Raw genomic sequence first — 23,146 nt, 5'->3', positions numbered from 1 at the left:
TCCTCGTATGAGGAAAATCGGGGCGTTTCTTTGCGCTTAAGGACTGAGATTATTTGATGCCGATTCTCATCCGATAGCTGACCAGAACCTCTAGGGTGCGTCCTTGAAAATGTTGTTCAACCGCAGCTGTGAAGTCTGCAATGTCCTGATCGAGTAAGGTAGCGTCCTGCTTCAGCACGGTTCTTACTCCGCCTTGACTTAGAGCGAGTCCGACATAGCGCTGCGCATCGCAGGACTCAAGATTATGAAGTACGATCTCTCTAGCAAAAGAGAACGCTCCACTAGCCTGAATCCGTGACAAATGCCCCTCTTTGTCCCATTTATGTGCTCTCTCAGCATCAGGTAAGAGCGAAGCGAGCAGTTCCTCTGATTTGGAGATCAGTTGGGTGTAACGTTCTTCTACCTTCTGTTGAAGGGGGAGAGGCCAGTCGCAATCGTAGGCAGCGAAGACGCCACCTGTTCTTAAGACCCGAGAGACCTCTCGAAGTGTACTTTCAGGATCCATCCAGTGGAATGACTGCGAGCAGGTCACAATGTCCACGCTGTCTGCTGCAAGTGGAAGCTGGTTAGAATAGCCTTGTACAAAAGTGATGGATTGGGGATCTTCTATCCGGCTTAATTTATCGATTGCTTTTCCCAGCATATCTGGATTCGGTTCAATGCCAATTACGTTGTCCGCGACATCCTTCCACAGAAAAGTAGACAAGCCCGTACCACAGCCTATATCTGCGACGACAGAAGGTGTGCTGCCCAAGTAATCGGTCAGCAGCTTGATGATCATGGCAGGAGCTTCAGGACGATAGCGGTCATAGTCCTCTTGAAAGCCGAGAAATCGATCGATGTTTTGCTTGCTATTGTTTTCAGGTATCATGTGATCCTCCTTCATGGAACCTATTTATAGGTCTATTGTATAGCCATCGCTTCGCTATGCCAAATAATGGATTACAGGTAATCGCGGGGAATGTTACTCAGAACAAGCATAAATGCCTTCGGCATCCTTAAGGACGGCAAGCGTATAAGCGAGAAATATAAGACATAAAGTATGGTGTGAAACTTATACTTTCTTATATTTTAAACAAAAATCCCCGGAGGACACCTTATGGTGTAATCGGGGATTGTGGGTTATGTCTAGTTTTAAAGTGCGCTAAGAACGTTTAGCCAATGCTACCGAAGTAATGCAGGCTCGATGGCAGGTACAAGTCCTTCTGCTGCAGCACGATTTAGTAAGGAGGTGATCGCAGCGTAGCCGTCATCGCCTAGATTCATCGAGAAGTCGTTCACATAGAGATCAATGTGTGATTTAGCCACTTCTGGAGCCAGCTCTTGAGCGTGGCTAAGCACATAGTCTCTAGAATCGGTAGGATGATCCCACGCATATTGTAGAGAGCTGCGAATCCAGCCAGTGATGGCATCGGCATCCAGATCGCGGCGAGCAATGATCGCGCCGAGTGGAATCGGCAGTCCGGTATCGCTTTCCCACCAGCTGCCCAGGTCAGTCAGCATATTAAGACCGTAAGATGCGTAAGTAAAACGGGCTTCGTGAATTACCAGTCCAGCGTCGATATGTCCATCGCGTACGGCAGGCATGATCTCATCGAAAGGCATGACGACGATTTCGCCAATCCCTCCCGTTATATGCTGTGCTGCCCATAATCTGAAGAGCAGATAAGCGGTAGAACGTTCGCTAGGTACGGCAATTCGGCGTCCAGCTAGCTTCTCGGGACGTTTAATCGCGGTTGGGCCACTTGCTGTAAGAAGCAACGGCCCGCAGCCACGACCCAGTGCGCCGCCGCATGGCAGCAATTTGTAGCGCTCAAGAACCCAAGGTAGAGCGGCATAGGAGATTTTAAGGACTTCAGGTCCCTCTCCATTAGCAGCGAGTGTGTTGGTAATATCAATGTCGGCATAGGTTACATTAAGTTGTGGTGCATTCGGGACAAGCCCGTGTGCCCAGGCATGGAATACAAAGGTATCGTTAGGGCAAGGGGAAAAAGCGATATTAAGCTCAGTTGTCATTACAGCACCTCCAATAGTATAGCGGCTGCCGCCGTTAATGCTTCCATTGCATCGCCGATCTTCCAGGCGGCCCGGTCGCGGGGACCGACCGGGTTCGAAATGGCGCGGAGCTCCAGTACCGGGAGCCCCAGCGCCTCAGCGGCCACGGCAACTCCGTGGCCTTCCATTGCCTCCGCGACGGCAGTAGGATGCCGCGCGATGAGGGCGGCGGCCGTCTCCGCGGTGCCGGTCGCCGTCGAGACCGTAAGCACGGTCCCCGTGCTTACGGTCAGTCCGGCCGCTGCCAGCGCGGCCGAAACCGCCTGTACCGTGCCGCGGTCAGCCGGCACGGACACGCTGCCGAAGCCTAGCTCGGCAGCGCTGCGAAAGCCCTCCGGCGTCTCGGCCCCGAGGTCGGCGGCTATCATCTCGCTGGCAACGACCAGCGAGCCTAAAGGTGCCACCCCCGGGAACCCGCCGCCGATCCCGGCGCTGATTACGCAGCCGTAAGATCCGGCTGCGAGTGCCGCGGCGGTTCCCGCCGCCGCTGCTGCCGTACCTGCGCCGGCAGCAATCACATGGAACCTGTCGCTGCCTTGTAGGCCGCGCAGGACCGCGTCCCGCTCTGCGGCTACGGCTGTTACGATCAGCACGCGCCGCGCACCAGCTTGTTCCTCCACCATCAGGTTGCCTCCTTTGAGAGAAGTGAAATCGCTTACTAAATAGTCATTCGTAAAGACAAGAATACGCCGTTTTAAGGGTCAGGTCAAACTTAGAGTGATTTTCATCACGCTCCTAAAAAGTCGTAGAAAGAACATTAACAGCTCGTTAAGCACCTTATGTTATCTTTTTGGAGTGGCGAGGTTGACAAAGGTAGTGTGAGGAAGTATAGTTATCTTAACTTAAAGATATTTAATGTAAAGACATTTACTTTATATTGAACAACATCGCTGTCAAAGTAGAGGTGGAAATAATGAGTAATACCGAAGAGAACGTACGTCATGCAGAGAATACTACGGAGATGGATCAAGCGTCTTCTTTAAAGTTATTTGTTGTATTATCTAAGGCCTACAGAAGCTTGATGGATCAAGCTGTGAAGGATATGAAGAGTTATGGGCTGGCATCTGCCGAGTTCATGGTACTTGAGGTGCTGTATCACCGGACCCGTATTCCACTACAACAGATCGGAGAGAAGATTCTCGTTACGAGTGGAAGCATCACCTATAATATCGATAAGCTGGAGAAGAAAGGTCTGCTGAAACGTGTGCCGTGTAGCGAGGACAGACGCGTGACCTATGCGGAGATTACGGATGCAGGACGTGAGCTGTTCGATAAGATTTTCCCGCGTCATGTGGATTCGATTCATGATTTGATGCGTGGACTGGATCAGGATGAGAAGGGTCAGGCGATTGAATTACTGAAGAAGCTAGGCAAAGGTGTATAGGAGCGCTGAAACATCGTTATGAAGGGCGCTTCTATAAGGTGGGAAGCAGTTCGCTGCTTCTTGCCTCTGGAAGATAAAAATTTTTATCATATATCTTAATGTTAAGATAATTAAATCAAAGGAAATTGGAGTGGGTTAGAAATGATAAGTCTAGGAATATTATTGATGAGATTAGTGATCGGGATTGCGTTCATAGGACATGGTGCACAAAAGCTATTTGGATGGTTTGGTGGGTATGGCCCGAAGGGCACTGGTGGCTGGATGGAGTCCATCGGTATTAAACCGGGCGTTACGATGGCGGTATTGGCAGGACTATTGGAGCTGATAGGTGGATTCATGTTCGCGGCAGGACTGCTGACGCCTGTTGCAGCGGTGTTGATTGTAGCCACAATGTTGGGGGCTATCGTTAAGGTGCATGCGCCGAATGGCTTCTGGTCTACTTCGAACGGTATCGAGTTTCCGCTTACGGTATTGGTGGTTGCGGCAGGTATAGCACTTACGGGACCGGGTTCGATTTCTCTGGATGCATTGATTTTTAATTAAGAAGGAGGTTTATTATTATGACACTTCAAACTGCAGGAATTCATCATATTACCGCTTTTGTTGGAGATGCTCAGCGCAACGTTGACTTCTACGCCGGTATTCTAGGACTACGGCTTGTGAAGAAGACGATTAATTTTGACGCTCCGGAAGTTTATCATTTATATTTTGGGAATGAAGTAGGTGCTCCGGGAACGATTATTACCTTTTTCCCTTCACCTATTGGTCGTAAAGGCAGAATCGGCAGTGGGCAAGTTGGCGTAACGACTTACGCAGTACCAGTGGGCTCTCTGTCATTCTGGGAACAGCGTCTTGCTTCATATCAAATTCCGGTTACTCTTAAGAATAGAATCTCGGAATCTTATCTATCCTTTGCTGATTATGACGGATTGCGCATTGAACTGGTGGAACGTGAGGAAGGACCGCTTAGTAAATGGTCTTTCGGTGGGGTTCCAACCGAGCATGCTATCAAAGGGTTCGGTGGTGCTGTGCTCTACAGCAACAATCCGCTGCAAACTGCAGAAACGCTTGTCCATACGATGGGAATGAAGCATATCGCTGATGGAGACGGATATAGTCGTTATAGAACTACTGGCGATTTGGGTAATATTATTGATCTGAAGACAACACCGGTTCCGCAAGGAGCAGGAGGTACAGGCACCGTTCACCATATCGCATGGCGTGCACAAGACGACGCTGAGCAGCTGGAATGGGGGCGTCATATACAGAGTCATGGACATCATCCAACACCGGTTCAAGACCGCCAATACTTTAATGCGATCTATTTCCGCGAAAGAGGTGGAATCCTCTTCGAGATTGCTACGGATCCTCCGGGCTTTGCCCGTGATGAAGCAGTGGATGCCATGGGTGAGAAGCTGATGCTGCCATCTTGGTATGAACCGCATCGTGCGGCTATCGAAGAAAATTTAAGTCCTTTTCAAATAAGAGAAATTGAGGTGAAGCAGGGATGATTCATGTATTCCATAAAGGTAAAGATGTAACGAAACCCACGCTTGTATTATTTCACGGGACTGGAGGCAATGAGCAGGACTTGCTGCCGCTTGCCGGGTTGTTATCTCCTGATTCATCGGTGCTAGGCATCAGAGGGAATGTGCTGGAGAATGGTATGCCGCGGTTCTTCCGACGGTTAGCCGAAGGGGTATTCGATGAAGCAGATCTAATCTTCCGTACTCACGAGATCAAGCAGTTTCTGGATGAAGCCGCAGCGCAATATGGTTTCAATGCCAACAATCTGGTTGCCGTGGGTTACTCTAACGGTGCGAACATTGCAGGTAGCCTGCTGTTCCATTATAAGGATGTTTTCCGCGCTGCAATTCTACTGCATCCGATGGTACCGCTTCGGAATATTACGCTTCCTTCACTGGAAGGAGTATCTATCTTCATCGGAGCAGGCACAAATGATCCGCTTATCGCTTCTTCGGAGACTGAGGATTTGGAGATTATTTTTCAGAAGGCAGGCGCAGAGGTTACAACACACTGGGGCAACCAAGGTCATCGCCTGAGTGTTGCTGAGGCTGAAGCCGCTAGAGATTGGTTGCAAATGTGCAGCACATCTACAAATGCATAAAACAATCAGAATAACCGCCGAATGGCGGTTATTTTTGTTACACAAGCGCTCGTAGCCCTTCATAAAAGGATTGATCAATTTACTTCCTTTACGTTAGTATGAAGAATACAAAAAAAGGCCCAAGGGTTGCTTTAGAAAGGTTGAAGTAAGGATCATGATTGGAATTCAAAATGGTAATAAGCTTGCCGCAGATGGACCCTCACGGAAGCAGAGATTACAGTTGGCTGTGATTCTCGGCTCCATTACAACGATCGGCCCGTTGTCGATTGATATGTATTTGCCGGCACTGCCTACGCTTGTCTCGGATTTCGGTACGACCGCTGCTTTAGTGCAGCTTAGTCTGACCTTCTTTTTGCTGGGGCTTGCTTCAGGTCAGTTGGTCGCTGGACCGCTGAGTGATGTATATGGTCGCCGTCGTCCGCTGCTTATAGGTATGTTCATCTACGCCGTTTCCTCAGTGCTATGTGCCTTTAGTCCTTCGATTGGACTGCTGATCGTTTTGCGGTTTATTCAAGGCCTTGCTGGCTCAGTGGGGGTGGTTGTCTCTAGAGCGGCTGTTCGTGATTTATATAGTGGCTCTGAACTCACGAAGTTCTTCTCACTATTGATGATTGTGAATGGTCTCGGACCGATATTAGCACCAGTTATTGGGGGCCAGCTGTTAAGAGTGACTACATGGAAAGGGATATTCCTCGTATTATTTGCTGCCGGAATTATTTTTTGTTTAACTATTTTATTGCGCTTGCCGGAGACGCTGCCGAAGGAGCGACGCTCTAAGAGTGGACTGAAGGGTACATTGCTTACCTTCCGGGTATTGCTGGGCAACCGTAAGTTTATGGGTTATGCCTTGTCTCAAGGTTTCGTTACGGCATCTATGTTCGCGTATATCTCAGGTTCTTCTTTTGTATTGCAAAATATTTTTGCGGTTACCCCGCAAGTATATAGTCTGATCTTTGCAGTGAATGGGATCGGGATTATTATTACTGGCCAAATAGCCGGCAGACTTGCTGGAAAGGTAAGTGAGACTAAGCTGCTACTTAGTGGACTATTGCTCTGTACGATGGGGGGCATCTTGCTACTGCTAACGGTTCTAGTAGGAGGAGGACTGATCCCTATTCTGATCTGTCTATTTGCGGTTGTCTCCAGTGTAGGGATTGTCGGAGCGACCAGCTTCTCACTGGCGATGCAAGATCAAGGCGAAACTGCAGGCAGTGCCTCGGCGTTAATCGGATTAATACCCCTGTTGCTAGGTAGCTGTGTAGCGCCACTTGTGGGTCTTGGGGGAGTTGAATCCGCACTTCCGATGGCGATTGTGATGGCATGTACAGGAATTCTCTCGATTCTATCTTATCTGCTGCTTGTTAGACGAGGAAAAGCAAGCTCCTAGCAGTCTCTCGTTGTAACCTAGCATGGAGTACTTTCAGCAAACTTTCAGCGGGTCTTAACGTTCCTTACTTGCAAAAGGATTATATTGGAGGTAAGGAAGGGAGGGATGACCATGAGTATATCCGCAGTCTCAGGTTCCACATCGTATACTACCTCGACATCTAGCGCTACAGATACCAGTACGCTTGAGAAACAAAAAGCGAAGCTGGAAGCTGAACTAGACAAGATTAATGCCAGCTCAGACGATGACAAGACCAAGGAAACGAAAACGAAGCAAATTGAGCAACAGATTAAGACCATCGAGGCACAAATCTCGCAGAAGACTCAGAGCAGTACTTCCACCGCAGGCAGTGGTGTAGAGGCGCCTGCTAAACCTGCGAACAATGCGCTTGCTGCAGCAAGTCCGCAAGAGATCGCTACCGCAACAACGGATAGCAAAGGTAGATTTGATATTCGAGTATAAACGCTAGTTAGATCCGTGCTACATAACAGGGAGGGCATCCTTTGCCGTGAGGGATGTCCTTTTTGTTGTGCATTTTTACGTGTAAACTACAGTTTCGGTGTTCTATTGCAGGGATTAGGGCTGTGTTGGCAGTCTAATGTAGTAGGTGTTGATTATCATGGGTTTTTTATTCCAATAATTGTTATAATGAAATGGTTGTAAAAATTGTCTAGCACAACGTGTGTCGGCGGTAAAGGTAGGTGGCCTCATGCATTCAAAACAACAGACATTAGAGAGATTCAAAATTGTAAGGCTGTTCTTATCCATTTACCGGATCCGAGCGGTGAGAGCTCTCTTTCCAGTGGCTATCATAGCGCTGGTGTATTGGGAGGGGCAGCATGAGCTAAAGCAGGTTCATTTAGGACTTATTATGCGCGAGTTAAGAAGAGTGCCTACGTCTGCCGTTTTGCAAATGATTGGATTTGCGCTTCTTGCAGTAGCTGTAATGAGTGCCTACGATTATTTGATTCGGGCACATTTTCGTTTAAAAGTAGGGCTGTGGGACACCTTCCGCTATGCCTGGATTGCTAATACGTTTAATAATTTAATTGGTTTTGCAGGTCTGGCTGGAGTAGGTTTAAGAACGTTGATGTACAAAAAAAGCGGAGTGCCAACTTCCGTCCTAACACCGGCAATCGTATTTCTATCACCACTCATGATTACCGGGTTATCTTTACTTTCTTGGGCAAATATTTTTGGTTTACTCCCGGCAACGGCATTGCTGGAAGAGCATCATTGGTTAGTATTTGCGGTATGGGGGATGGCGCTTTATTTACCGTTTTTTGTGTTTGTACAGCGCTCTGCTCTTTATGCAAAGTGGATTAATCGGGGACAAGGTAGAACACCCTGGCTTACAGTAGTTGCTTCTGTGGGTGCCTCCTTTCTGGAATGGAGTTTTGCTGGCGTAACGTTTTGGACAATCAGTAGCCATCTCTTGCACGAGGTTCATTTTCCAGTCATATTCGGTATTTTTACGATTGCTGCGATCGCGGGCATCTTGAGTATGGCACCTGGTGGTATCGGTGCTTTTGATCTTATCGCATTGCTGGGTCTCACGCAGCTTGGATTCAAAAGTGATCAGGCCATGGCGGTGCTTGTAATTTTTAGATTGTTCTATTATCTCATTCCATGGTTGATCGGTCTGGTGCTGGCTGCTCTGGAGTTTGGTCTGCAGGGAAAAAAGGGTCAAGATCGTTCAGCTCCAGGGTTCGAACCCTCTCTTAACATATGGCAGAAGATCTGGGGATGGCCGGGTCAGTATACCTTTCTGAGCGATCTTGGTGTGTGGGCTCTAGGCAAGCTTGTATTAGCTAGTGGGCTTATACTATTACTATCAACTGCTACGCCTGGATTGTTGTACCGGCTGAAGATTACAGAGGAAATATTGTCATTCTCGATCATGCAGCTCTCACATCATTTATCTGTGCTTATTGGTTTTATGCTCATATTGTTGTCGCGAGGCATTACATTACGGGTCCGTAGCGCGTATATTTGGACCAGTATTCTGTTATTTTCTGGGTCCGTGTTTGCGGTGGCAAAAGGCTTTGATTATGAAGAGGCACTGTTTCTGCTCCTCGTTGCACTCATTCTGTGGATCTCCAGATCCCGGTTCTACAGGATTAGTGCTCCTGTCAGCAGACAGAATACGATCTGGTGGCTTGCGCTTACTTCAGTAATTGCCTTAAGCTACTATCTATTGGGAAGCCATGTTCATCGTGGGTTTCTGAAGCATCTCCCACCCGGTGTAGAGCCAGAGTGGCTACAGCGGCATAGTCATGTTGCTTTTACAGCCGTGGGGGGGCTGGCTTTCTCTTGGATCATTCTTACTTTGCTGATAACCCTTAGACCCCATCGTAAACCTGAGGAGTTATTCGGGAATTTTGATATGGCAAGGCTGGAACGTTTTCTAGGCGAAGCTCAAGGTAATGCCTTAACGCATATGTTGTTTTTGGGTGACAAAAGCTTCTTCTGGGCGCAAGACGGCAAGGTGCTGCTCGCTTTCGCTAGGGTTAGAGATAAGCTTGTAGTCCTTGGTGATCCATTGGGAAATAGAAGTCTCATGAATGAGGCGATCAGTGAATTTAGGCAAGCTGCGGATAAGTTCGGTTTGGTAGTAGTTTTTTATCAGGCCACACCTGATTTCTTATCGATCTATCATGAGCAGGGATATCACTTTTTCAAGCTGGGGGAAGAGGCGTTGGTAACGCTTGATACCTTTACGCTCAGTGGCAAGAAGAACAGTGATCTGCGAAGCGTATGCAACCGATTTGAGCGGGAAGGATATGCGTTCGAAGTTGTAGAGACGCCGCACGCTGAAGATTTGCTAAGGGAGCTGCGATCTGTTTCAGACGAATGGTTGAACGGACGTACCGAAAAAGGGTATTCGTTGGGTTGGTTTAATGAAGCCTATCTGCAACTGGCTCCGATCGTGCTGCTTCGGAATGCCAAAGGGACGATCCTGGCATTTGCATCTATTGCATACGGGTATGATCAGGGCATGACCCTATCGATTGATTTAATGCGACATCGAAAGAATGTACCGAACGGAACGATGGATTATTTATTTGTCCGTTTGCTAGAATGGGCGAAATCTAAGGGATATCATCGATTTAATCTAGGTAATGCTCCGCTGTCCAGTGTAGGTGAGAATGTGGGTGCCTTGAAAGAGGAGAAGCTGGCTCATCTCGTATTTAAAAGAGGGGGGCATTGGTACGGCTTTGTCGGATTGCGCCGGTATAAAGAAAAGTTCAGTCCGGAGTGGGAACCGCGTTACTTGGCTTATCCGGCTTCCATAGCGTTGCCGATCTTGACGCTGGATCTGGTGAGGTTAGTATCCCGCCATCCTAAGGCGGAGGAATAGAGGGAGATGAACGCGAAGTCTGCGTACATTGGAGCTAAAGAAAAGGGGACCGTCTCAAAGTAGTTTTAGCTACTTGGGTACGCCCCTTTTTTTTCGTTGAGGGTTAATTGAAGTTTGAAATGATGGATTGAGTGAAACACCAATACAACAATTAGGGAATTTCTCCCTGAAATTCTAAGATTACTGGTCATTAGATTTATAATTAGGGAAAATATCCCTTAAATTCATCTGATTTGGTAGAAATTCAAGTCATTACCCTAATTTTTAGGGAGGAATTCCCTAATTTCGTTGATTATAAGCGAATATCGAATATTTTCAGGGAGCTTTTCCCTAATTAGTGTTATACCTACTCCGCCCACCGCAAAAAAAGCCCACCTAACATCCCCGCGGACATCCTACGTCCCCGCTCCACATTCCCGCTCTATATCCTCATCATCGTCTGCCATCATCACCCAATCTGAAAAGGTTTAATAGTTAAGTGAGATCTTTACTTGGACTATTCCATAAAATAGATGAAGCTGCCCCGTAAGCAGCATTCACTACTTTGCAGGACAGCCTCATCTATTTTAAATAGCACAGCCTTATTTTTTGTCGACTTCTGCATCAGGTAGGGCCCAGACAGATACGCTTCCACCGTTGACGGGGAAGGTCGCCCAGCCATCTTTTTCAATCGTTATAGTCGCCTTGTGATTATGAGTGAAATCTACCCATGCTTCACCAGCGCGTTGTTCCCCTACGAACATTCTTTTCTGACCGTTCTCACCGTTACTGATCACTACTGCGCAGCCGGAGCGTTCGATGTCTTTCACGCCGAGTCGTGTCCAACCAATCGTATTGGGATGATCGAAATAATCCTTCTGTTCACCATAGGCCTTGTGATAGCGGGTGTATAGTAGCGGGTCAATCGCCTCTTTTTTACCTGCTACGGGTGTAGGACCCTCGATTCCATAATAATCGCCATAAAAGACCACAGGATATCCATCGCGTCGCAGCAGGATAAGCGCGTAGGCACTTTGCTTAAACCAATCATCCACCCACGATTCCAGAGCTTCATGGGGCTGAGAATCATGATTGTCCACGAACGTTACAGCATTGGTAGGATGAGTCTGCACCAGTGTGTCGTCAAGAATTTTGGTTAAATCATAGTTTCTGCCCCCCAAAGAAGCCGAATGCAGCTTGTAGTGAAGGGATACGTCGAAGAGGTCGATTTTATAATCGACGGTATTTAGAAATTGTCGACAGGATTCTAAATCCGAATTCCAGAACTCACCCACGATATAGAAATCCTTCTCACATTTATTGAACAACTCTACCGCGAATTCTTTCACAAACTCATGGTTGATATGCTTGATGGCGTCCAAGCGAAAGCCGCTGCAGTGGAGTGTGTCCACCAGCCATTTTCCCCATTGAATCATTTCTTTTTTGACTTCTGGATGGCTGTAATCGATATTTGCGAACATTAGGTAATCGTAGTTACCGAACTCGTCGTCGACATTCTGGTTCCAGGTTTTATTCTCTCCTACGATACGGAATACACCTGTTCGCCCCGATTTGGCGTCAAAGTCAGTGCCGTTAAAATGATTGTGATTCCACTTAAAAGAAGAGTGTTTATCCCCACGGCCGGGGAAGGTGAATTTCGTCCAGCCCTCAATCTCGAAAGGCTTCGAGATCTCTTTCATCCGGTCATTAGGATCGACTTCGATAACCTGGAAGACTTCCTTTTCATCCGCACCTGCCTTATGATTCATGACCAAATCAACGTACACGGCGATGCCGTTTTTTTGACATTCCGAAATTGCGTCAATCAGTGCTTGTTTGGTGCCATATTTGGTGCGTACCGTACCTTTTTGGTCATATTCGCCCAGATCGTATAGATCATACACGCCATAGCCTGTATCGTCGGCGGAGACAGCCTTTGTCACAGGAGGTACCCAAACAGAATCAATGCCTACGGCTTTTAGTGCGGGAGCTGTTTCTTTTAGGCGATCCCAGTGTTTGCCGTCCGCAGCAACATGCCATTCAAAAAACTGCATCATTGTATGGTTCCTCATTATTTCTTGCGCCTCCATATCCATAAAGCGAATTTTTTCTACACTCTGATTAGATTTTCAGATAACTCTTATTAAACTTAAAAACAGACTATGAAAAATATGGCCGGCTGATGAATGCGCTGGGAGGGACAAGGATGCTATTTATATAGGCTTGAAAAGTGTAATTTCTGACCTCTGGGAGAGGTGGACAGCGTTGCGTCCGTTTCGTTTGGAACTGTACAGGGCATGGTCAGCCTCTGACAGCAGCTCTTCTAGAGTGGCTTCAGGACTTAGGGCTTCCACAACTCCGAAGCTGGCGGTCACGTTAATAGGCCCGATGAGGGTATACAAGACACTTTGTTCAATATCAGCGCGGATGGTTTCACAAAGCTGTGCGGCTTGCTTGAGCGACGTATCTGGCAGACAGATCACAAACTCCTCGCCACCATAACGGCCAAAGAGATCTCCCTCCCGCAGATGCCTGCTGCAGACCTGAACAATATGCTGGAGAGCTTGATCTCCATATAGATGTCCATAGCGGTCATTAATGCTCTTGAAGAAGTCCACATCCATCAAAATAATCGCTAATGAACTCCGACTGCTCGCGGCCTGAACAAGAAGCTCTCGGCTCAGTTCCAAAAAGTAGGTACGGTTATAAATCCCCGTCAGACTGTCTGTAGTAGCCAATTGACGTAGCTTGTCTTGAAGTAGGACTCGGTCAGTTACGTCAATCAGCATGATCATTTGTCCTGCTATGTCCCCCCCTTGTTTCTGTACGGGAGAGGATCGAATTTGATAGTAACAAGTCTCGTCTGCTTTGTTCCAAGCAACTTCCCGTTCTTCGCGCAGTAGCGGCTGTGCATCCATAACATAGGACAAGGCATCTTTGCCTGCACTAAGAAACAGTTGCGCCAGCGGTTTGCCAATCGCCGAGGAATTAAGTCCTTCTATCATATCCGCGGCTGCGCTATTGTAATCAACGAGCATGTCCGAGAGATCGGTAACAAGCACCCCATCTCTCATGCTTTCAAATAAATTCTCACGAGCGATAGGCGCAGCTGTTAACATGCCTCTTGATAGGATGGCCCAGATATATAGGGTGGAAGTGATACTCATAATGATTGGAACGGGATCCATACCGTAGGGAGTCAGGCCCATCAAATATAAAAAAGAGCCTAAAGTTGGGAGGCTTAGTCCAATTAGAATGGTTACGATTTGTCTGCGGTATACCCGTTTCATCCGATTCCACTGCCACAACATGAGGCAGATAGCTGCCAGTAGACAGCCAAAGGTAAAGCTGCCGTGAATGATATACCAAGGTCCCATTATTACATCAACAAGTGGGGAGGGAGTATTGTCCCGCAAGTAAATGGATTTATAGAAGAGATGGTGGTAATCATTGGTCCATACCATCAGCGTTGTAATAAACGGTATTATGTACAGTGCCGTTCGCATGCCCTTTTTAAGTAGACTCTCCAGCCCCACGAAATGCATCACCATGATAAGGCTCGCCGGCGCTATAAAAGGCATCCCCAGATACTCTACTTTAATCCAAAAACTCATTTCCTCCAGTGTTTTTCCCGACAGCTCTAGTGCGAAGCCGAAGGTATAAATCGCGGAAGTGCAAGAGCTTATAACAAAGGCTCTAATTCCTAAGAAATCAGTTTTTTTATAATAGGCGAAAAGGGCTAGTAACACGCTCAGCACACCTGATATAGCAACAATTACAATATAATTCGAGATTATAGATCCCATGGGTCTATTGTCACCTACCAAGGAAAGATATGGATAAATATTACCACATATCTACAAATATTTAAAAATCACTTCATTTTAAACTCGAATAAATGTCCCTTAGACAAAATGACGTGATTTAGCGGGAGCTATTTTACTAATTGTCTAATGAGAGTCCAGTGAGCAGCGTGTAACATGTTAGTTAATACTACACAACAGAAGATTTTAACTCGGAACACTCTCTGATGAGTCAGATTAATTAACATTAATTGCACAGCTTATTTTGATAAGGGGGGCTGAGAATGTCATTACTCACGACAAATATTCCTGAAATTCAGCTGGAAAATGTTGAAATGCGCTATCAGACAGAAGCTGCCGATGTGCTTGCGCTGCATCAGGTGAGTCTTGATATTGCCAAGGGGGAGTTCGTCTCACTGCTCGGACCTTCCGGATGTGGAAAAACAACACTTTTGAGACTGATGGCCGATCTCATCGTGCCAACAGGTGGGAACATTGTAGTGGCTGGAAAAAGCGCTAGAGAAGCAAGGCTAGCGCAGAAATATGGCATTGTTTTTCAAAGTCCTGTGCTGTATGACTGGCGCAAGGTAAAACATAACATTACATTGCCACTGGAATTGATGGGAGTGAAGAAGTCGATCCGTGAGGAGAAGGCGTTGGAGCTTCTTGATTTAGTGGGCCTGCAGAGCTTCGCAGATAAATATCCTTGGCAGCTTAGTGGGGGGATGCAGCAACGTGTAGCAATTGCCAGAGCGTTGTCGATGGAGCCGGAAATTTTGCTGATGGATGAACCGTTCTCTGCGCTGGATGAGTTTACACGTGAGCGTCTGAATGAAGAGCTGTTGTCCGTCTGGAGCAAGGTGCAGAACACAATTGTTTTTGTAACTCATAGTATTCCTGAATCTATATTCCTCTCTGACCGGGTGTTTGTTCTGTCCCCACATCCAGGTCGCTTGTCCGCTGTGGTTGAAATTCCTCTGTCACGTCCACGCACCGCGGAAATGAGAAACAGCCCAGAGTTTTTCGAGCTGATCGCGAGTATTCGCGACAGCTTCGAAGGGGTGTAGGGATGAAAGGGGGCACTATCTTTGCACGGGGGCGCCTGCTGCCGTTGTTTGTCTGGATATTTGGTTTGCTGCTGGTCTGGGAAGGGACCTCATGGATGTTGCTCCATGTGGTGGAGACACCGCTAGCTCAGTCCAAATTGCCTTATGTTCATGAGGTGCTATCCACGCTGTGGAAGTATAGTGGCACACTTCTGAAGGAGGGGGCTGCGACCTTTGGCAATGCTGGTGTTGGCTTTCTGATTGGCGCGGTGGCTGGTGCCTCGCTGGCAGTACTGATGAGCTTATCGAAGACGATAGAGCAGTTAACATTTCCTTACGCTATCGCCTCCCAGATGATTCCGATTCTGGGGCTGGCGCCGATTATTTATGGGATTGTGCGTGATGAGCAGACCTCGCGGATTATTATTTCGGGATATATCACCTTTTTCCCGGTGGCACTGAACATGCTGCGCGGCTTGCGAAGTGTAGATCCTTCAGCGCTCGAATTAATGCATTCTTACGCAGCAAAACCATGGGCAGTCTATTGGAAGCTCAGATTTCCAGCGGCTCTGCCAGGACTGTTCGGAGGACTTAAGATTGCTGCTCCGCTTGCTGTAACTGGCGCTATTCTCGTAGAACTTATGGGTGCGCAGCACGGGGTTGGTGTAATCATGCTGCGCAATCTCTACTATGGCAGCTCTCATACCTATATGTTCTGGTCTACGGTGATTGTGGGTGCTTTGTTGGGGATTGCAAGTTATTGGTTGATCAGTCTAATAGAACGTCTAGTGGCACCGTGGCAGCCTGAATTTCGACCGAAGGGAGGTAGCTGCTAATGGAAACCAACTCCGTTCGGGAGACCAAGTTTATTGGCCCAACAAGTAAAGAGATGGCTCAGCCAGCACTAACGGCTGCACAGAAGAATGCTGTGGCAATTCCAAAGCCTATGGAAGAGGCTACACGTTGGGGCAGTTCGCGAATGCTGAAGAGAATGTTTAGTGCAGGGGTGATGTTGCCTGTATTAGCTGGTGTACTATTCCTTGCACTATGGGAATTTCAAATTTTTCATAAGATCTTTGATCTGAAAAAATATCAGCTGCCGCTTCCTACAGCAATTGCCACGACCATGAGGGATAATTTCAGCATGTTGTTGTCCTATACCGGATACACCCTTACTGAGGCTGTGCTGGGAATGTTGGTTGGTTCTGCGATCGGATTTCTGATTGCTCTAGCTGCTACAGCGTGGCCGCGTTGGGGAAGTGGAAGTCTAACTTTGGTTGCTGCTCTAAATGCTGTACCCATCGTCGCCCTCGCGCCCATTATGAATCTATGGTTCGGGGATGGGATTGGCTCGCGAATTGCCATAGTAACTGCAACTACGATGGCTGCGATGGCAATCAACGCCTATAAAGGCATGGCAGCGATTGATCCGCTGGCGCTGGATCTGATGCACTCTTATGCGGCGGGTAAACCTGCAGTGTTCCGTTATTTGCGGATTCGAAACAGTCTTCCCTATGTATTTACGGCGCTGAAAATTAATGCCACTGCCAGCATGATCGGGGCTATTGTCGGGGAATTCTTTTTCTCCTCCAAAGGGCTTGGGTATTTGCTCTCCAATTCCATAAAGGTCGCCAAAATGCCGCTTGGCTGGTCCTGTATTGTCCTGGCTGCAATTGCAGGGGTACTCTTCTACCTGGTGGTTGAGCGGCTTGAGAAAGTGTTCATTAAGTGGCACCCTTCGCAACGATAGCATTAGCCTTAGCATCACTACATCCAGCTATGTGGGAATGGAATAGAGAAACCGCCCGCAGCTGTGTGCATAAAACGCATCACGATGATTGTCCATACTGTGCTGTCTTAAAATATAAGGATTTATAAGTTTCACACTATACATCATCCTTATATTTCTCGCTTAAACGCTTATCGTCCTTATAAGGACGCCGAAGGCGTTTTGCTTGTTACAAACCTAAATTACGGTAGGGGGAGTTCGATTGATGAACGGGAAAAAACGCAAATTTCGTGGTGGGTTGTTGGTGGTAGTGATGATGCTGGTAGTTTCTTTAATGGCGGGTTGCGGGGGCAACAATAATAATTCGGCTGCTGAAGCCACGACTGCCCCTGAAGCTTCAGTAGCTCCTGAGGCAAGTGCTACGACTGAACCTGCGGCTGATCCAGTTACAGTGAAGCTGCAGTTGAAATGGGTGCCACAGGCACAATTCGCTGGGTATTTTGTGGCGCAGGATAAAGGTTATTACAAGGAAGAAGGACTGAATGTAGAGATTTTGCCGGGAGGTCCGGATATTGTTCCAGAACAGCAAGTGGCAGGGGGCTCTGCGGATATCGGTGTTGGCTGGGTAGCAAGTTTGCTTCCAAGTCTTGAAGAGGGAATGCCTCTGGTGCAGATCGCGCAAATCTATCAAAAGAGCGGACTGGTCCTGGTCTCCAAAAAATCGGCGGGCATCAACTCCGCAGCCGATCTAAAAGGTAAAAAAGTTGGAAACTGGATGGGTGGCAATGAATTTGAGTTATTAGCCCTATTCGATAAATATAAATTCGATCCGAATAAGGATTTAAGCTTTACGAAGCAAGGTTTTACGATGGATCAGTTCTTGGGTGATCAGATTGATGCGGCTTCGGCGATGACTTATAACGAATATCAGGTTGTGCTTGAGTCGGGCATTAAAGCAGAGGATCTGAATGTCATTGATATGAATACAGAAGGCGTAGCGATGCTTGAGGATAACTTATTCGCCAATAAAGAATGGCTTGCGGAGAACAAGGAGACTGCGGCGAAGTTTGTTCGCGCCTCATTGAAAGGCTGGAAAGACGCCATTACCGATCCTGCAGCTGCGGTGGACAGTGTAATGAAGCAAGCGGAAGACGGCAGTACTACTAAGGAGCATCAATTGACGATGATGACCGAGGTTGCCAAGCTGATTCTGCCAGAAGGCTTTGACAGTGCGAAAATGGGATATACCGATGCAGCGGCCTTTCAACAAACGGCTGATATTTCGCAAAAGTTCGGTGTTATTAAAGAGCCAGCTAAGGTGGATGAGGCTTACACGAACGAAATCGTAGAAATGGCAGCAAAATAACAAGCCGAACTTATAGTTATAATAGATGGCCGCCCGTTCTGGCGGTCATCTATTGTAATCAGCAGTCCATCTGTGCATCTGAAATAGAGAAAGAGGTGCGAGTTATGTCTCTCCTAGTGAAACAAGTCGAGAAGGTTAAGAATTATGTGAATGGAGCTTGGGTAGAGTCGTTATCCGGACAGGAAGAAGAGGTATACAATCCGGCGACCGGCGAAGTGATTGCTTATGTACCTATATCAAATAAAGAAGAGTTGGGAATGGCGGTCGAGGCTGCGGCTACGGCATTTCAATCTTGGAAAAAAGTCGCTGTACCGCGTCGCGCACGCTATTTTTTTCAATATCAACAGCTACTGGTAGAGCATTGGCATGAGCTGGGTGAGCTGATTACGCTGGAGAACGGTAAGAATCTGGAAGAGGCGCAGGGTGAGGTGCAGCGCGGCATTGAGTGTGTTGAATTTGCCGCAGGCATCCCCACATTGATGATGGGCAGCCAGCTTCCGGATATTGCTACTGGAATTGAATCCGGGATGTACCGCTATCCGCTAGGAGTTATTGGTGGGATTGCTCCGTTCAATTTTCCGATGATGGTCCCTTGCTGGATGTTTCCACTCGCCATTGCTTGCGGGAATACCTTTGTGCTGAAGCCTTCGGAGCGTACGCCGCTGCTGGTTAATCGGTTAACTGAACTATTTGCTGAAGCGGGCTTTCCGCCCGGTGTGCTGAATGTTGTTCATGGAGCGCATGAGGTGGTAAACGGGCTGTTGGAGCATGAGGAAGTGAAGGCGATTTCGTTCGTGGGTTCTCAGCCGGTAGCGGAATATGTATACAAGACAGGGACGGCGCAGGGGAAACGAGTGCAGGCGTTAGCAGGAGCTAAAAACCATTCGATTGTGCTGCCTGACGCAGAACTGGATAATGCGGTGAAAAATATAATTGCCGCTGCGTTTGGCTCTGCGGGTGAGCGGTGTATGGCTTGCTCGGTTGTGGTAGTCCATGAGGCTATCGCTGACGAGCTAGTCAGTCGCCTGGTAGCGGCTGCGAATGAGCTTAAGATGGGTAATGGTGCCGATGATGGGGTGTTTCTGGGACCGGTAATCCGTCAGTCGAATAAGGATCGTACGCTCGATTACATTGAGATTGGAGAAGCTGAACAAGCCAAGCTAGTGAGAGATGGGCGGAAAGATGCGGCTGCGGGCGGTGTGGGTTATTTTATCGGGCCGACGATATTTGATCATGTGCAGCCGGGAATGACCCTCTGGGAGGATGAGATTTTTGCGCCGGTATTGTCTGTGATTCGTGTGAAGAATTTGAGTGAAGCTATTGCGGTGACGAATCAGTCTCCATTCGCGAATGGGGCGTGCATTTACACAGATAGTGCTAAAGCGATCCGCGAGTTCCGGGAAGAGATTGATGCAGGGATGCTGGGTGTGAATCTAGGCGTGCCTGCGCCAATGGCCTTTTTCCCTTTCTCGGGTTATAAGAAATCGTTCTATGGAGATCTGCATGCCAATGGGCGTGATGGGGTGGAATTCTATACCCGTAAAAAGATGATCACTGCCCGTTATTAGAGAAAATGAGCTACTGAGAGGAGAAAATGTTATGCAGAGTCTGGGGAATGATAGTGAGCTTGCGGTAAACAAGGATCAGAAATATTTATGGCACAATATCACGCCTTATAGTGAAAAGAACCCACCTATGATTGCCGCTTCGGCAAGTGGGTCGTGGATTACGGATATACAGGGCAACCGCTTTTTGGATGGAATGTCTGGGTTATGGTGTGTAAATGTGGGATACGGCCGCAAGGAGCTGGCAGAAGCAGCCTATAATCAATTGCTGACCCTGCCTTATTTTCCACTGACTCAAAGTCATCTCCCGGCGATAGCGCTGGCAGAGAAGCTGAATGAGTGGCTTGGAGACGAGTATGTTATCTTCTTTTCCAATAGTGGGTCAGAAGCCAATGAGGCTGCCTTCAAAATGGCCCGCCAGTACCAGCAGCAAATTGGCCAGCATTATCGCCATAAATTCATTGCCCGTTATCGTGGATATCACGGCAGCTCGCTGGGTGCGTTATCCGCAACAGGTCAGGCACAACGCAAATATAAATATGAACCGCTGACAGGTGGGTTTCTGCATGTAGCTCCCCCGGACAGCTATCGCCGCCCGGCAGGGATGTCTGTAGAAGAATTTAACCTCCAGTGTGCCCAGTCCATTGAGGATACGATCATCTGGGAAGGCGTGGAGACGATAGCTGCGGTGATCATGGAGCCTGTAATTACGGGCGGTGGCGTCATTGTACCTCATCAGGTTTATTTGGATCGGGTGCAGGAAATCTGCCGCACACACGGCGTGCTGCTTATTATGGATGAAGTGATTTGTGGATTTGGGCGCTCTGGACGTAAGTTTGGACATCACAACTATAATGTGAAGCCTGACATCGTGACGATGGCTAAGGGGCTGACTAGTGCTTATCTTCCCTTGTCCGCCACCGCTGTTCGTAAGGATATCTATGAGGCGTTTAAGGACAATAGCGATGACTATGGCCATTTTCGCCATGTGAATACCTTTGGTGGCAATCCTGCCTCATGTGCGCTGGCGCTGCGTAATCTGGAAATTATCGAGCAGGAGAAACTGGTGGAACGTGCGGATCTTTTAGGCGAAAGGCTAAATACGGAATTCACCGAGCTGCTTGATCACAAGCTTGTAGGGGATGTCCGCAGCTTTGGTTTAGTGACAGGCATCGAGCTAGTTGAAGATAAGGTTAGCAAAAAGCCAGTTGATCTGAGTATTGTGAAAGGCATTATTGCTGAATGTAAATCCAAAGGACTTATTATCGGCAAGAATGGTGATACGGTAGCTGGGTTCAACAATGTGCTTACCTTCGCCCCGCCGTTATCCTCCACAGATGAAGATATAGAGTTTATTATAGATACCTTCAAATCTGTACTGAGCGGGGGCTGGGCAAAGTGATTTTGTCCGGATATAGAAATTGGTAGGCGCGCAGGGCGACCTGAATGGAGATCCGGTTCTCTGGCTGCATGAAGTCTTCGCCTAGCAGCTCTGTTATTTTGTCCAGACGGTAATAAAGTGACTGTCTGACGATGAATAAATTCCGTGCGGCAATTTGTTTGGAACCATCATGATCAAGGTAGACACGGAGCGTGAGAAGGAGCTCGCTGCCTTTAGTTTGATCGTGATCGATCAGTGGGCCGAGATAGCTGCGAATGAAGTTCTGCAACGTTTTTCCGTCATTTAGACTAAGTAGCAACTGGAATACGCCAAGCTCATCGTAAAAGAGCGGTGACTTCTGATAACAAGAGTATAACGATAAAGCTTGCAGGGCTTCTTGATAACCGGAATAGGCTTGTTTTAGACGCTTATGCGATTTGCTGACTCCGATGACCAGCTGCAAATCTTTGAGCTTCTCATCGGAGCGGATATGCTGAAGGGACTCAAGTGCTTGCTGCAGCCGCATTTTTCCAGGCATTTTCGATTGAATGTCGAGTGCGATGACGGTGAGGCGATTGTTCTTGAGTGTGATCAGCGGACGTAGGGAATATTTTTCGAAAATGGAACGCAGGATGAGCGAAAGGTGGAAGGTGATTGATTCCCATTCGTTCTCTGAGCTGTTCCATTTTACGTCTCTAGGGTTCTTGATTTCAATAAGGCATACACGGTAAGGGAGTTCGTTGACCATGTTGAAATTGGAACCGATCAAGCCTTTTAAACGATTGTCATCCTCTATACGACCATTGATCAGCTCATCGACCCATAGATTTTCTGAAAAAAGCTTACGCTCCTCCATATACCGGGTACGCAGTAGCTCTTGAGCAATGGACAGAGAGGCGGAATCTAGCAACAGGCAATCAAATTCTTGTGGCTTGTGATTGCAGACCATCAGGATATAAGCCCAGGTCTGATCCAGCGCGCCCACAGGCTTAATAGCAATCGTCTTTTGTCCGTATTCTCGGGTGTAAGGAGCGGTGTCTGGTTGAATACCTTCCATCTCGTCACCGAAGACGGTGAAGAAATTCAGTAGAGGCGCTTGCTCTTCAGGCGAGAGTGCTGGGAAGAACAAGGGCTTGCCTTGCAATTGCATATAGATAATTTGTGTGCGAGTGCTTTTACATAATAATTGCAGCACCTTCACTGTTCCTTGTGAGGTTAACGTCAGGCGGTGAAATTCGCGCGAGATGCTTTCGAGCTCTTGCAGCATCCGGTGATGCCGATTGATGATGATGGAATGGAGGTCTAGGGTGATATCAACGAAGCGAACCGTGCGGGTGAAGATGATCAGCGGGAAATCATTTGCGTTAGCTAAGTCGATCATCTCTTGTGGGATAGTGCTGAAATATGTGCCTAACTCAATACATAAACAGGCTGCATTTTTATCGATTAGGTTCTGCATGAATTCCAAGGAGGAAGGCAGATCGACACTTGCGCCAATCCCCGTAGTCAGAATCATTTCTTCCCCATGAATTAGAGTATCAAAGTTGGCACTTTCCAGCACATGCACCCAACGAATGGCACGGCTTAAGCCACTTTTGCCACCGATGACCTCTGCTTTTGCGAATAGTGGTCTTTTTAAAGCGTCACGAATGGTTAACACAAGCTCCCAATCCATAGTTATTCCCCCTCGCTTTTCTGTGCTATGCCCACTGTTTAACGTCCTGTTATTCTCAGCCTATTCTCACACGTAAAAAATACGGTTTCGAAATTAGACAAAGTGTCTAATGCAACGAAAATTCGAAATGACTATAGTTTGATTAACGAATGTCAGTATATATAACTTGATTAGGAAGAGCGTTGAGAGATAATTTCTATTAATGCTTATATTACTACAATAATTCAAAGATGTAAGCAAAAGATTCAGAAAAAAATGAATTAATGTTATATTATATAACATAAAAT

Annotated in this window: 19 protein-coding genes; 13 read left to right on the top strand and 6 right to left on the bottom strand. The window is 47.5% G+C overall.

Going from position 1 to position 23,146, the window contains the following annotated elements; all coding sequences use genetic code 11:
• Positions 1-49: 49 nt before the first annotated feature.
• The 3 genes from QNH28_RS28275 to QNH28_RS28265 all read right to left on the bottom strand — a co-directional run bounded on the left by QNH28_RS28275 (position 50) and on the right by QNH28_RS28265 (position 2,678).
• A complete protein-coding gene (locus tag QNH28_RS28275; protein WP_283909447.1) occupies positions 50-871 on the bottom strand; it encodes a class I SAM-dependent methyltransferase in 822 nt (273 codons plus the stop codon).
• 293 nt (positions 872-1,164) lie between these two features.
• A complete protein-coding gene (locus QNH28_RS28270; RefSeq protein WP_283909446.1) occupies positions 1,165-2,016 on the bottom strand; it encodes a 1,4-dihydroxy-6-naphtoate synthase in 852 nt (283 codons plus the stop codon).
• Positions 2,016-2,678, bottom strand: a complete 663-nt coding sequence (locus QNH28_RS28265) for a futalosine hydrolase (RefSeq protein WP_283909445.1) — start codon at positions 2,676-2,678, stop codon at positions 2,016-2,018. The genes QNH28_RS28270 and QNH28_RS28265 overlap by 1 nt, the downstream gene beginning before the upstream one ends.
• Positions 2,679-2,968: 290 nt before the next feature.
• Between QNH28_RS28265 and QNH28_RS28260 the strand changes: the two genes are divergently transcribed.
• The 7 genes from QNH28_RS28260 (at position 2,969) to mprF (ending at position 10,315) form a co-directional block, all read left to right on the top strand.
• Positions 2,969-3,439, top strand: a complete 471-nt coding sequence (locus QNH28_RS28260) for a MarR family winged helix-turn-helix transcriptional regulator (RefSeq protein ID WP_283909444.1) — start codon at positions 2,969-2,971, stop codon at positions 3,437-3,439.
• Positions 3,440-3,580: 141 nt separating this feature from the next.
• Positions 3,581-3,982, top strand: coding sequence for a DoxX family protein (locus QNH28_RS28255; RefSeq protein ID WP_076297968.1), 402 nt, complete (start codon positions 3,581-3,583; stop codon positions 3,980-3,982).
• A gap of 17 nt (positions 3,983-3,999) precedes the next feature.
• Positions 4,000-4,950, top strand: coding sequence for a ring-cleaving dioxygenase (locus QNH28_RS28250; RefSeq protein WP_283909443.1), 951 nt, complete (start codon positions 4,000-4,002; stop codon positions 4,948-4,950).
• Positions 4,947-5,567 carry an alpha/beta hydrolase gene (locus QNH28_RS28245; protein WP_283909442.1) on the top strand — a complete coding sequence of 207 codons (621 nt, stop codon included), beginning with the start codon at positions 4,947-4,949 and terminating at the stop codon, positions 5,565-5,567. The genes QNH28_RS28250 and QNH28_RS28245 overlap by 4 nt, the downstream gene beginning before the upstream one ends.
• A gap of 154 nt (positions 5,568-5,721) precedes the next feature.
• The gene (locus QNH28_RS28240) at positions 5,722-6,954 is read left to right on the top strand and encodes a multidrug effflux MFS transporter (RefSeq protein WP_283909441.1); all 1,233 of its coding nucleotides are present in this window, start codon (positions 5,722-5,724) and stop codon (positions 6,952-6,954) included.
• Positions 6,955-7,065: 111 nt separating this feature from the next.
• Positions 7,066-7,416, top strand: coding sequence for a FlxA-like family protein (locus QNH28_RS28235; protein ID WP_283909440.1), 351 nt, complete (start codon positions 7,066-7,068; stop codon positions 7,414-7,416).
• 247 nt (positions 7,417-7,663) lie between these two features.
• Positions 7,664-10,315, top strand: a complete 2,652-nt coding sequence (mprF, locus tag QNH28_RS28230) for a bifunctional lysylphosphatidylglycerol flippase/synthetase MprF (RefSeq protein ID WP_283909439.1) — start codon at positions 7,664-7,666, stop codon at positions 10,313-10,315.
• Positions 10,316-10,896: 581 nt separating this feature from the next.
• Here mprF and QNH28_RS28225 read toward each other — a convergent pair.
• Both QNH28_RS28225 and QNH28_RS28220 read right to left on the bottom strand, forming a co-directional pair.
• On the bottom strand, positions 10,897-12,369 hold the full coding sequence (locus tag QNH28_RS28225; RefSeq protein WP_283912284.1) for an alpha-amylase: 1,473 nt from the start codon (positions 12,367-12,369) through the stop codon (positions 10,897-10,899).
• Positions 12,370-12,507: 138 nt separating this feature from the next.
• Positions 12,508-14,100 carry a histidine kinase N-terminal 7TM domain-containing diguanylate cyclase gene (locus QNH28_RS28220; protein WP_283909438.1) on the bottom strand — a complete coding sequence of 531 codons (1,593 nt, stop codon included), beginning with the start codon at positions 14,098-14,100 and terminating at the stop codon, positions 12,508-12,510.
• 281 nt (positions 14,101-14,381) lie between these two features.
• Here QNH28_RS28220 and QNH28_RS28215 point away from each other — a divergent pair, with 281 nt between their 5' ends.
• From QNH28_RS28215 to QNH28_RS28190, 6 genes are all read left to right on the top strand, one after another.
• A complete protein-coding gene (locus QNH28_RS28215; protein WP_283909437.1) occupies positions 14,382-15,164 on the top strand; it encodes an ABC transporter ATP-binding protein in 783 nt (260 codons plus the stop codon).
• Between the two features lie 2 nt (positions 15,165-15,166).
• Complete coding sequence (locus QNH28_RS28210) at positions 15,167-15,979, top strand: ABC transporter permease (protein WP_283909436.1); 813 nt, start codon at positions 15,167-15,169, stop codon at positions 15,977-15,979.
• Positions 15,979-16,893, top strand: a complete 915-nt coding sequence (locus QNH28_RS28205; protein WP_283909435.1) for an ABC transporter permease — start codon at positions 15,979-15,981, stop codon at positions 16,891-16,893. Before QNH28_RS28210 ends, QNH28_RS28205 begins: the two co-directional genes overlap by 1 nt.
• A gap of 244 nt (positions 16,894-17,137) precedes the next feature.
• On the top strand, positions 17,138-18,238 hold the full coding sequence (locus tag QNH28_RS28200; protein ID WP_283909434.1) for an ABC transporter substrate-binding protein: 1,101 nt from the start codon (positions 17,138-17,140) through the stop codon (positions 18,236-18,238).
• Between the two features lie 104 nt (positions 18,239-18,342).
• Complete coding sequence (locus tag QNH28_RS28195) at positions 18,343-19,806, top strand: CoA-acylating methylmalonate-semialdehyde dehydrogenase (RefSeq protein WP_283909433.1); 1,464 nt, start codon at positions 18,343-18,345, stop codon at positions 19,804-19,806.
• Positions 19,807-19,837: 31 nt separating this feature from the next.
• Positions 19,838-21,205, top strand: a complete 1,368-nt coding sequence (locus QNH28_RS28190; protein WP_283909432.1) for an aspartate aminotransferase family protein — start codon at positions 19,838-19,840, stop codon at positions 21,203-21,205.
• Here the strand turns inward: QNH28_RS28190 and QNH28_RS28185 are convergent.
• Positions 21,171-22,859, bottom strand: coding sequence for a PucR family transcriptional regulator (locus QNH28_RS28185; RefSeq protein WP_283909431.1), 1,689 nt, complete (start codon positions 22,857-22,859; stop codon positions 21,171-21,173). The genes QNH28_RS28190 and QNH28_RS28185 overlap by 35 nt on opposite strands.
• Between the last annotated feature and the right edge of the window lie 287 nt (positions 22,860-23,146).

Origin of the sequence: Paenibacillus sp. G2S3 (assembly GCF_030123105.1) — a bacterium.
Taxonomy (GTDB): domain Bacteria; phylum Bacillota; class Bacilli; order Paenibacillales; family Paenibacillaceae; genus Paenibacillus_AQ.
The sequence above is the reverse complement of the archived record's forward strand: the minus strand, read 5'-3'. Positions and strand labels throughout refer to the sequence as shown.

What these genes read in the sequence shown, in the direction of transcription:
- QNH28_RS28215 (WP_283909437.1), top strand. Translation starts at nt 14,382, where the DNA reads ATGTCATTACTCACGACAAATATTCCTGAAATTCAGCTGGAAAATGTT.
- QNH28_RS28250 (WP_283909443.1), top strand. Translation starts at nt 4,000, where the DNA reads ATGACACTTCAAACTGCAGGAATTCATCATATTACCGCTTTTGTTGGA.
- QNH28_RS28270 (WP_283909446.1), bottom strand. Translation starts at nt 2,016, where the DNA reads ATGACAACTGAGCTTAATATCGCTTTTTCCCCTTGCCCTAACGATACC.
- QNH28_RS28240 (WP_283909441.1), top strand. Translation starts at nt 5,722, where the DNA reads ATGATTGGAATTCAAAATGGTAATAAGCTTGCCGCAGATGGACCCTCA.
- mprF (WP_283909439.1), top strand. Translation starts at nt 7,664, where the DNA reads ATGCATTCAAAACAACAGACATTAGAGAGATTCAAAATTGTAAGGCTG.
- QNH28_RS28210 (WP_283909436.1), top strand. Translation starts at nt 15,167, where the DNA reads ATGAAAGGGGGCACTATCTTTGCACGGGGGCGCCTGCTGCCGTTGTTT.
- QNH28_RS28245 (WP_283909442.1), top strand. Translation starts at nt 4,947, where the DNA reads ATGATTCATGTATTCCATAAAGGTAAAGATGTAACGAAACCCACGCTT.
- QNH28_RS28190 (WP_283909432.1), top strand. Translation starts at nt 19,838, where the DNA reads ATGCAGAGTCTGGGGAATGATAGTGAGCTTGCGGTAAACAAGGATCAG.
- QNH28_RS28235 (WP_283909440.1), top strand. Translation starts at nt 7,066, where the DNA reads ATGAGTATATCCGCAGTCTCAGGTTCCACATCGTATACTACCTCGACA.
- QNH28_RS28200 (WP_283909434.1), top strand. Translation starts at nt 17,138, where the DNA reads ATGAACGGGAAAAAACGCAAATTTCGTGGTGGGTTGTTGGTGGTAGTG.
- QNH28_RS28220 (WP_283909438.1), bottom strand. Translation starts at nt 14,100, where the DNA reads ATGGGATCTATAATCTCGAATTATATTGTAATTGTTGCTATATCAGGT.
- QNH28_RS28265 (WP_283909445.1), bottom strand. Translation starts at nt 2,678, where the DNA reads ATGGTGGAGGAACAAGCTGGTGCGCGGCGCGTGCTGATCGTAACAGCC.
- QNH28_RS28185 (WP_283909431.1), bottom strand. Translation starts at nt 22,859, where the DNA reads ATGGATTGGGAGCTTGTGTTAACCATTCGTGACGCTTTAAAAAGACCA.
- QNH28_RS28275 (WP_283909447.1), bottom strand. Translation starts at nt 871, where the DNA reads ATGATACCTGAAAACAATAGCAAGCAAAACATCGATCGATTTCTCGGC.
- QNH28_RS28260 (WP_283909444.1), top strand. Translation starts at nt 2,969, where the DNA reads ATGAGTAATACCGAAGAGAACGTACGTCATGCAGAGAATACTACGGAG.
- QNH28_RS28205 (WP_283909435.1), top strand. Translation starts at nt 15,979, where the DNA reads ATGGAAACCAACTCCGTTCGGGAGACCAAGTTTATTGGCCCAACAAGT.
- QNH28_RS28255 (WP_076297968.1), top strand. Translation starts at nt 3,581, where the DNA reads ATGATAAGTCTAGGAATATTATTGATGAGATTAGTGATCGGGATTGCG.
- QNH28_RS28195 (WP_283909433.1), top strand. Translation starts at nt 18,343, where the DNA reads ATGTCTCTCCTAGTGAAACAAGTCGAGAAGGTTAAGAATTATGTGAAT.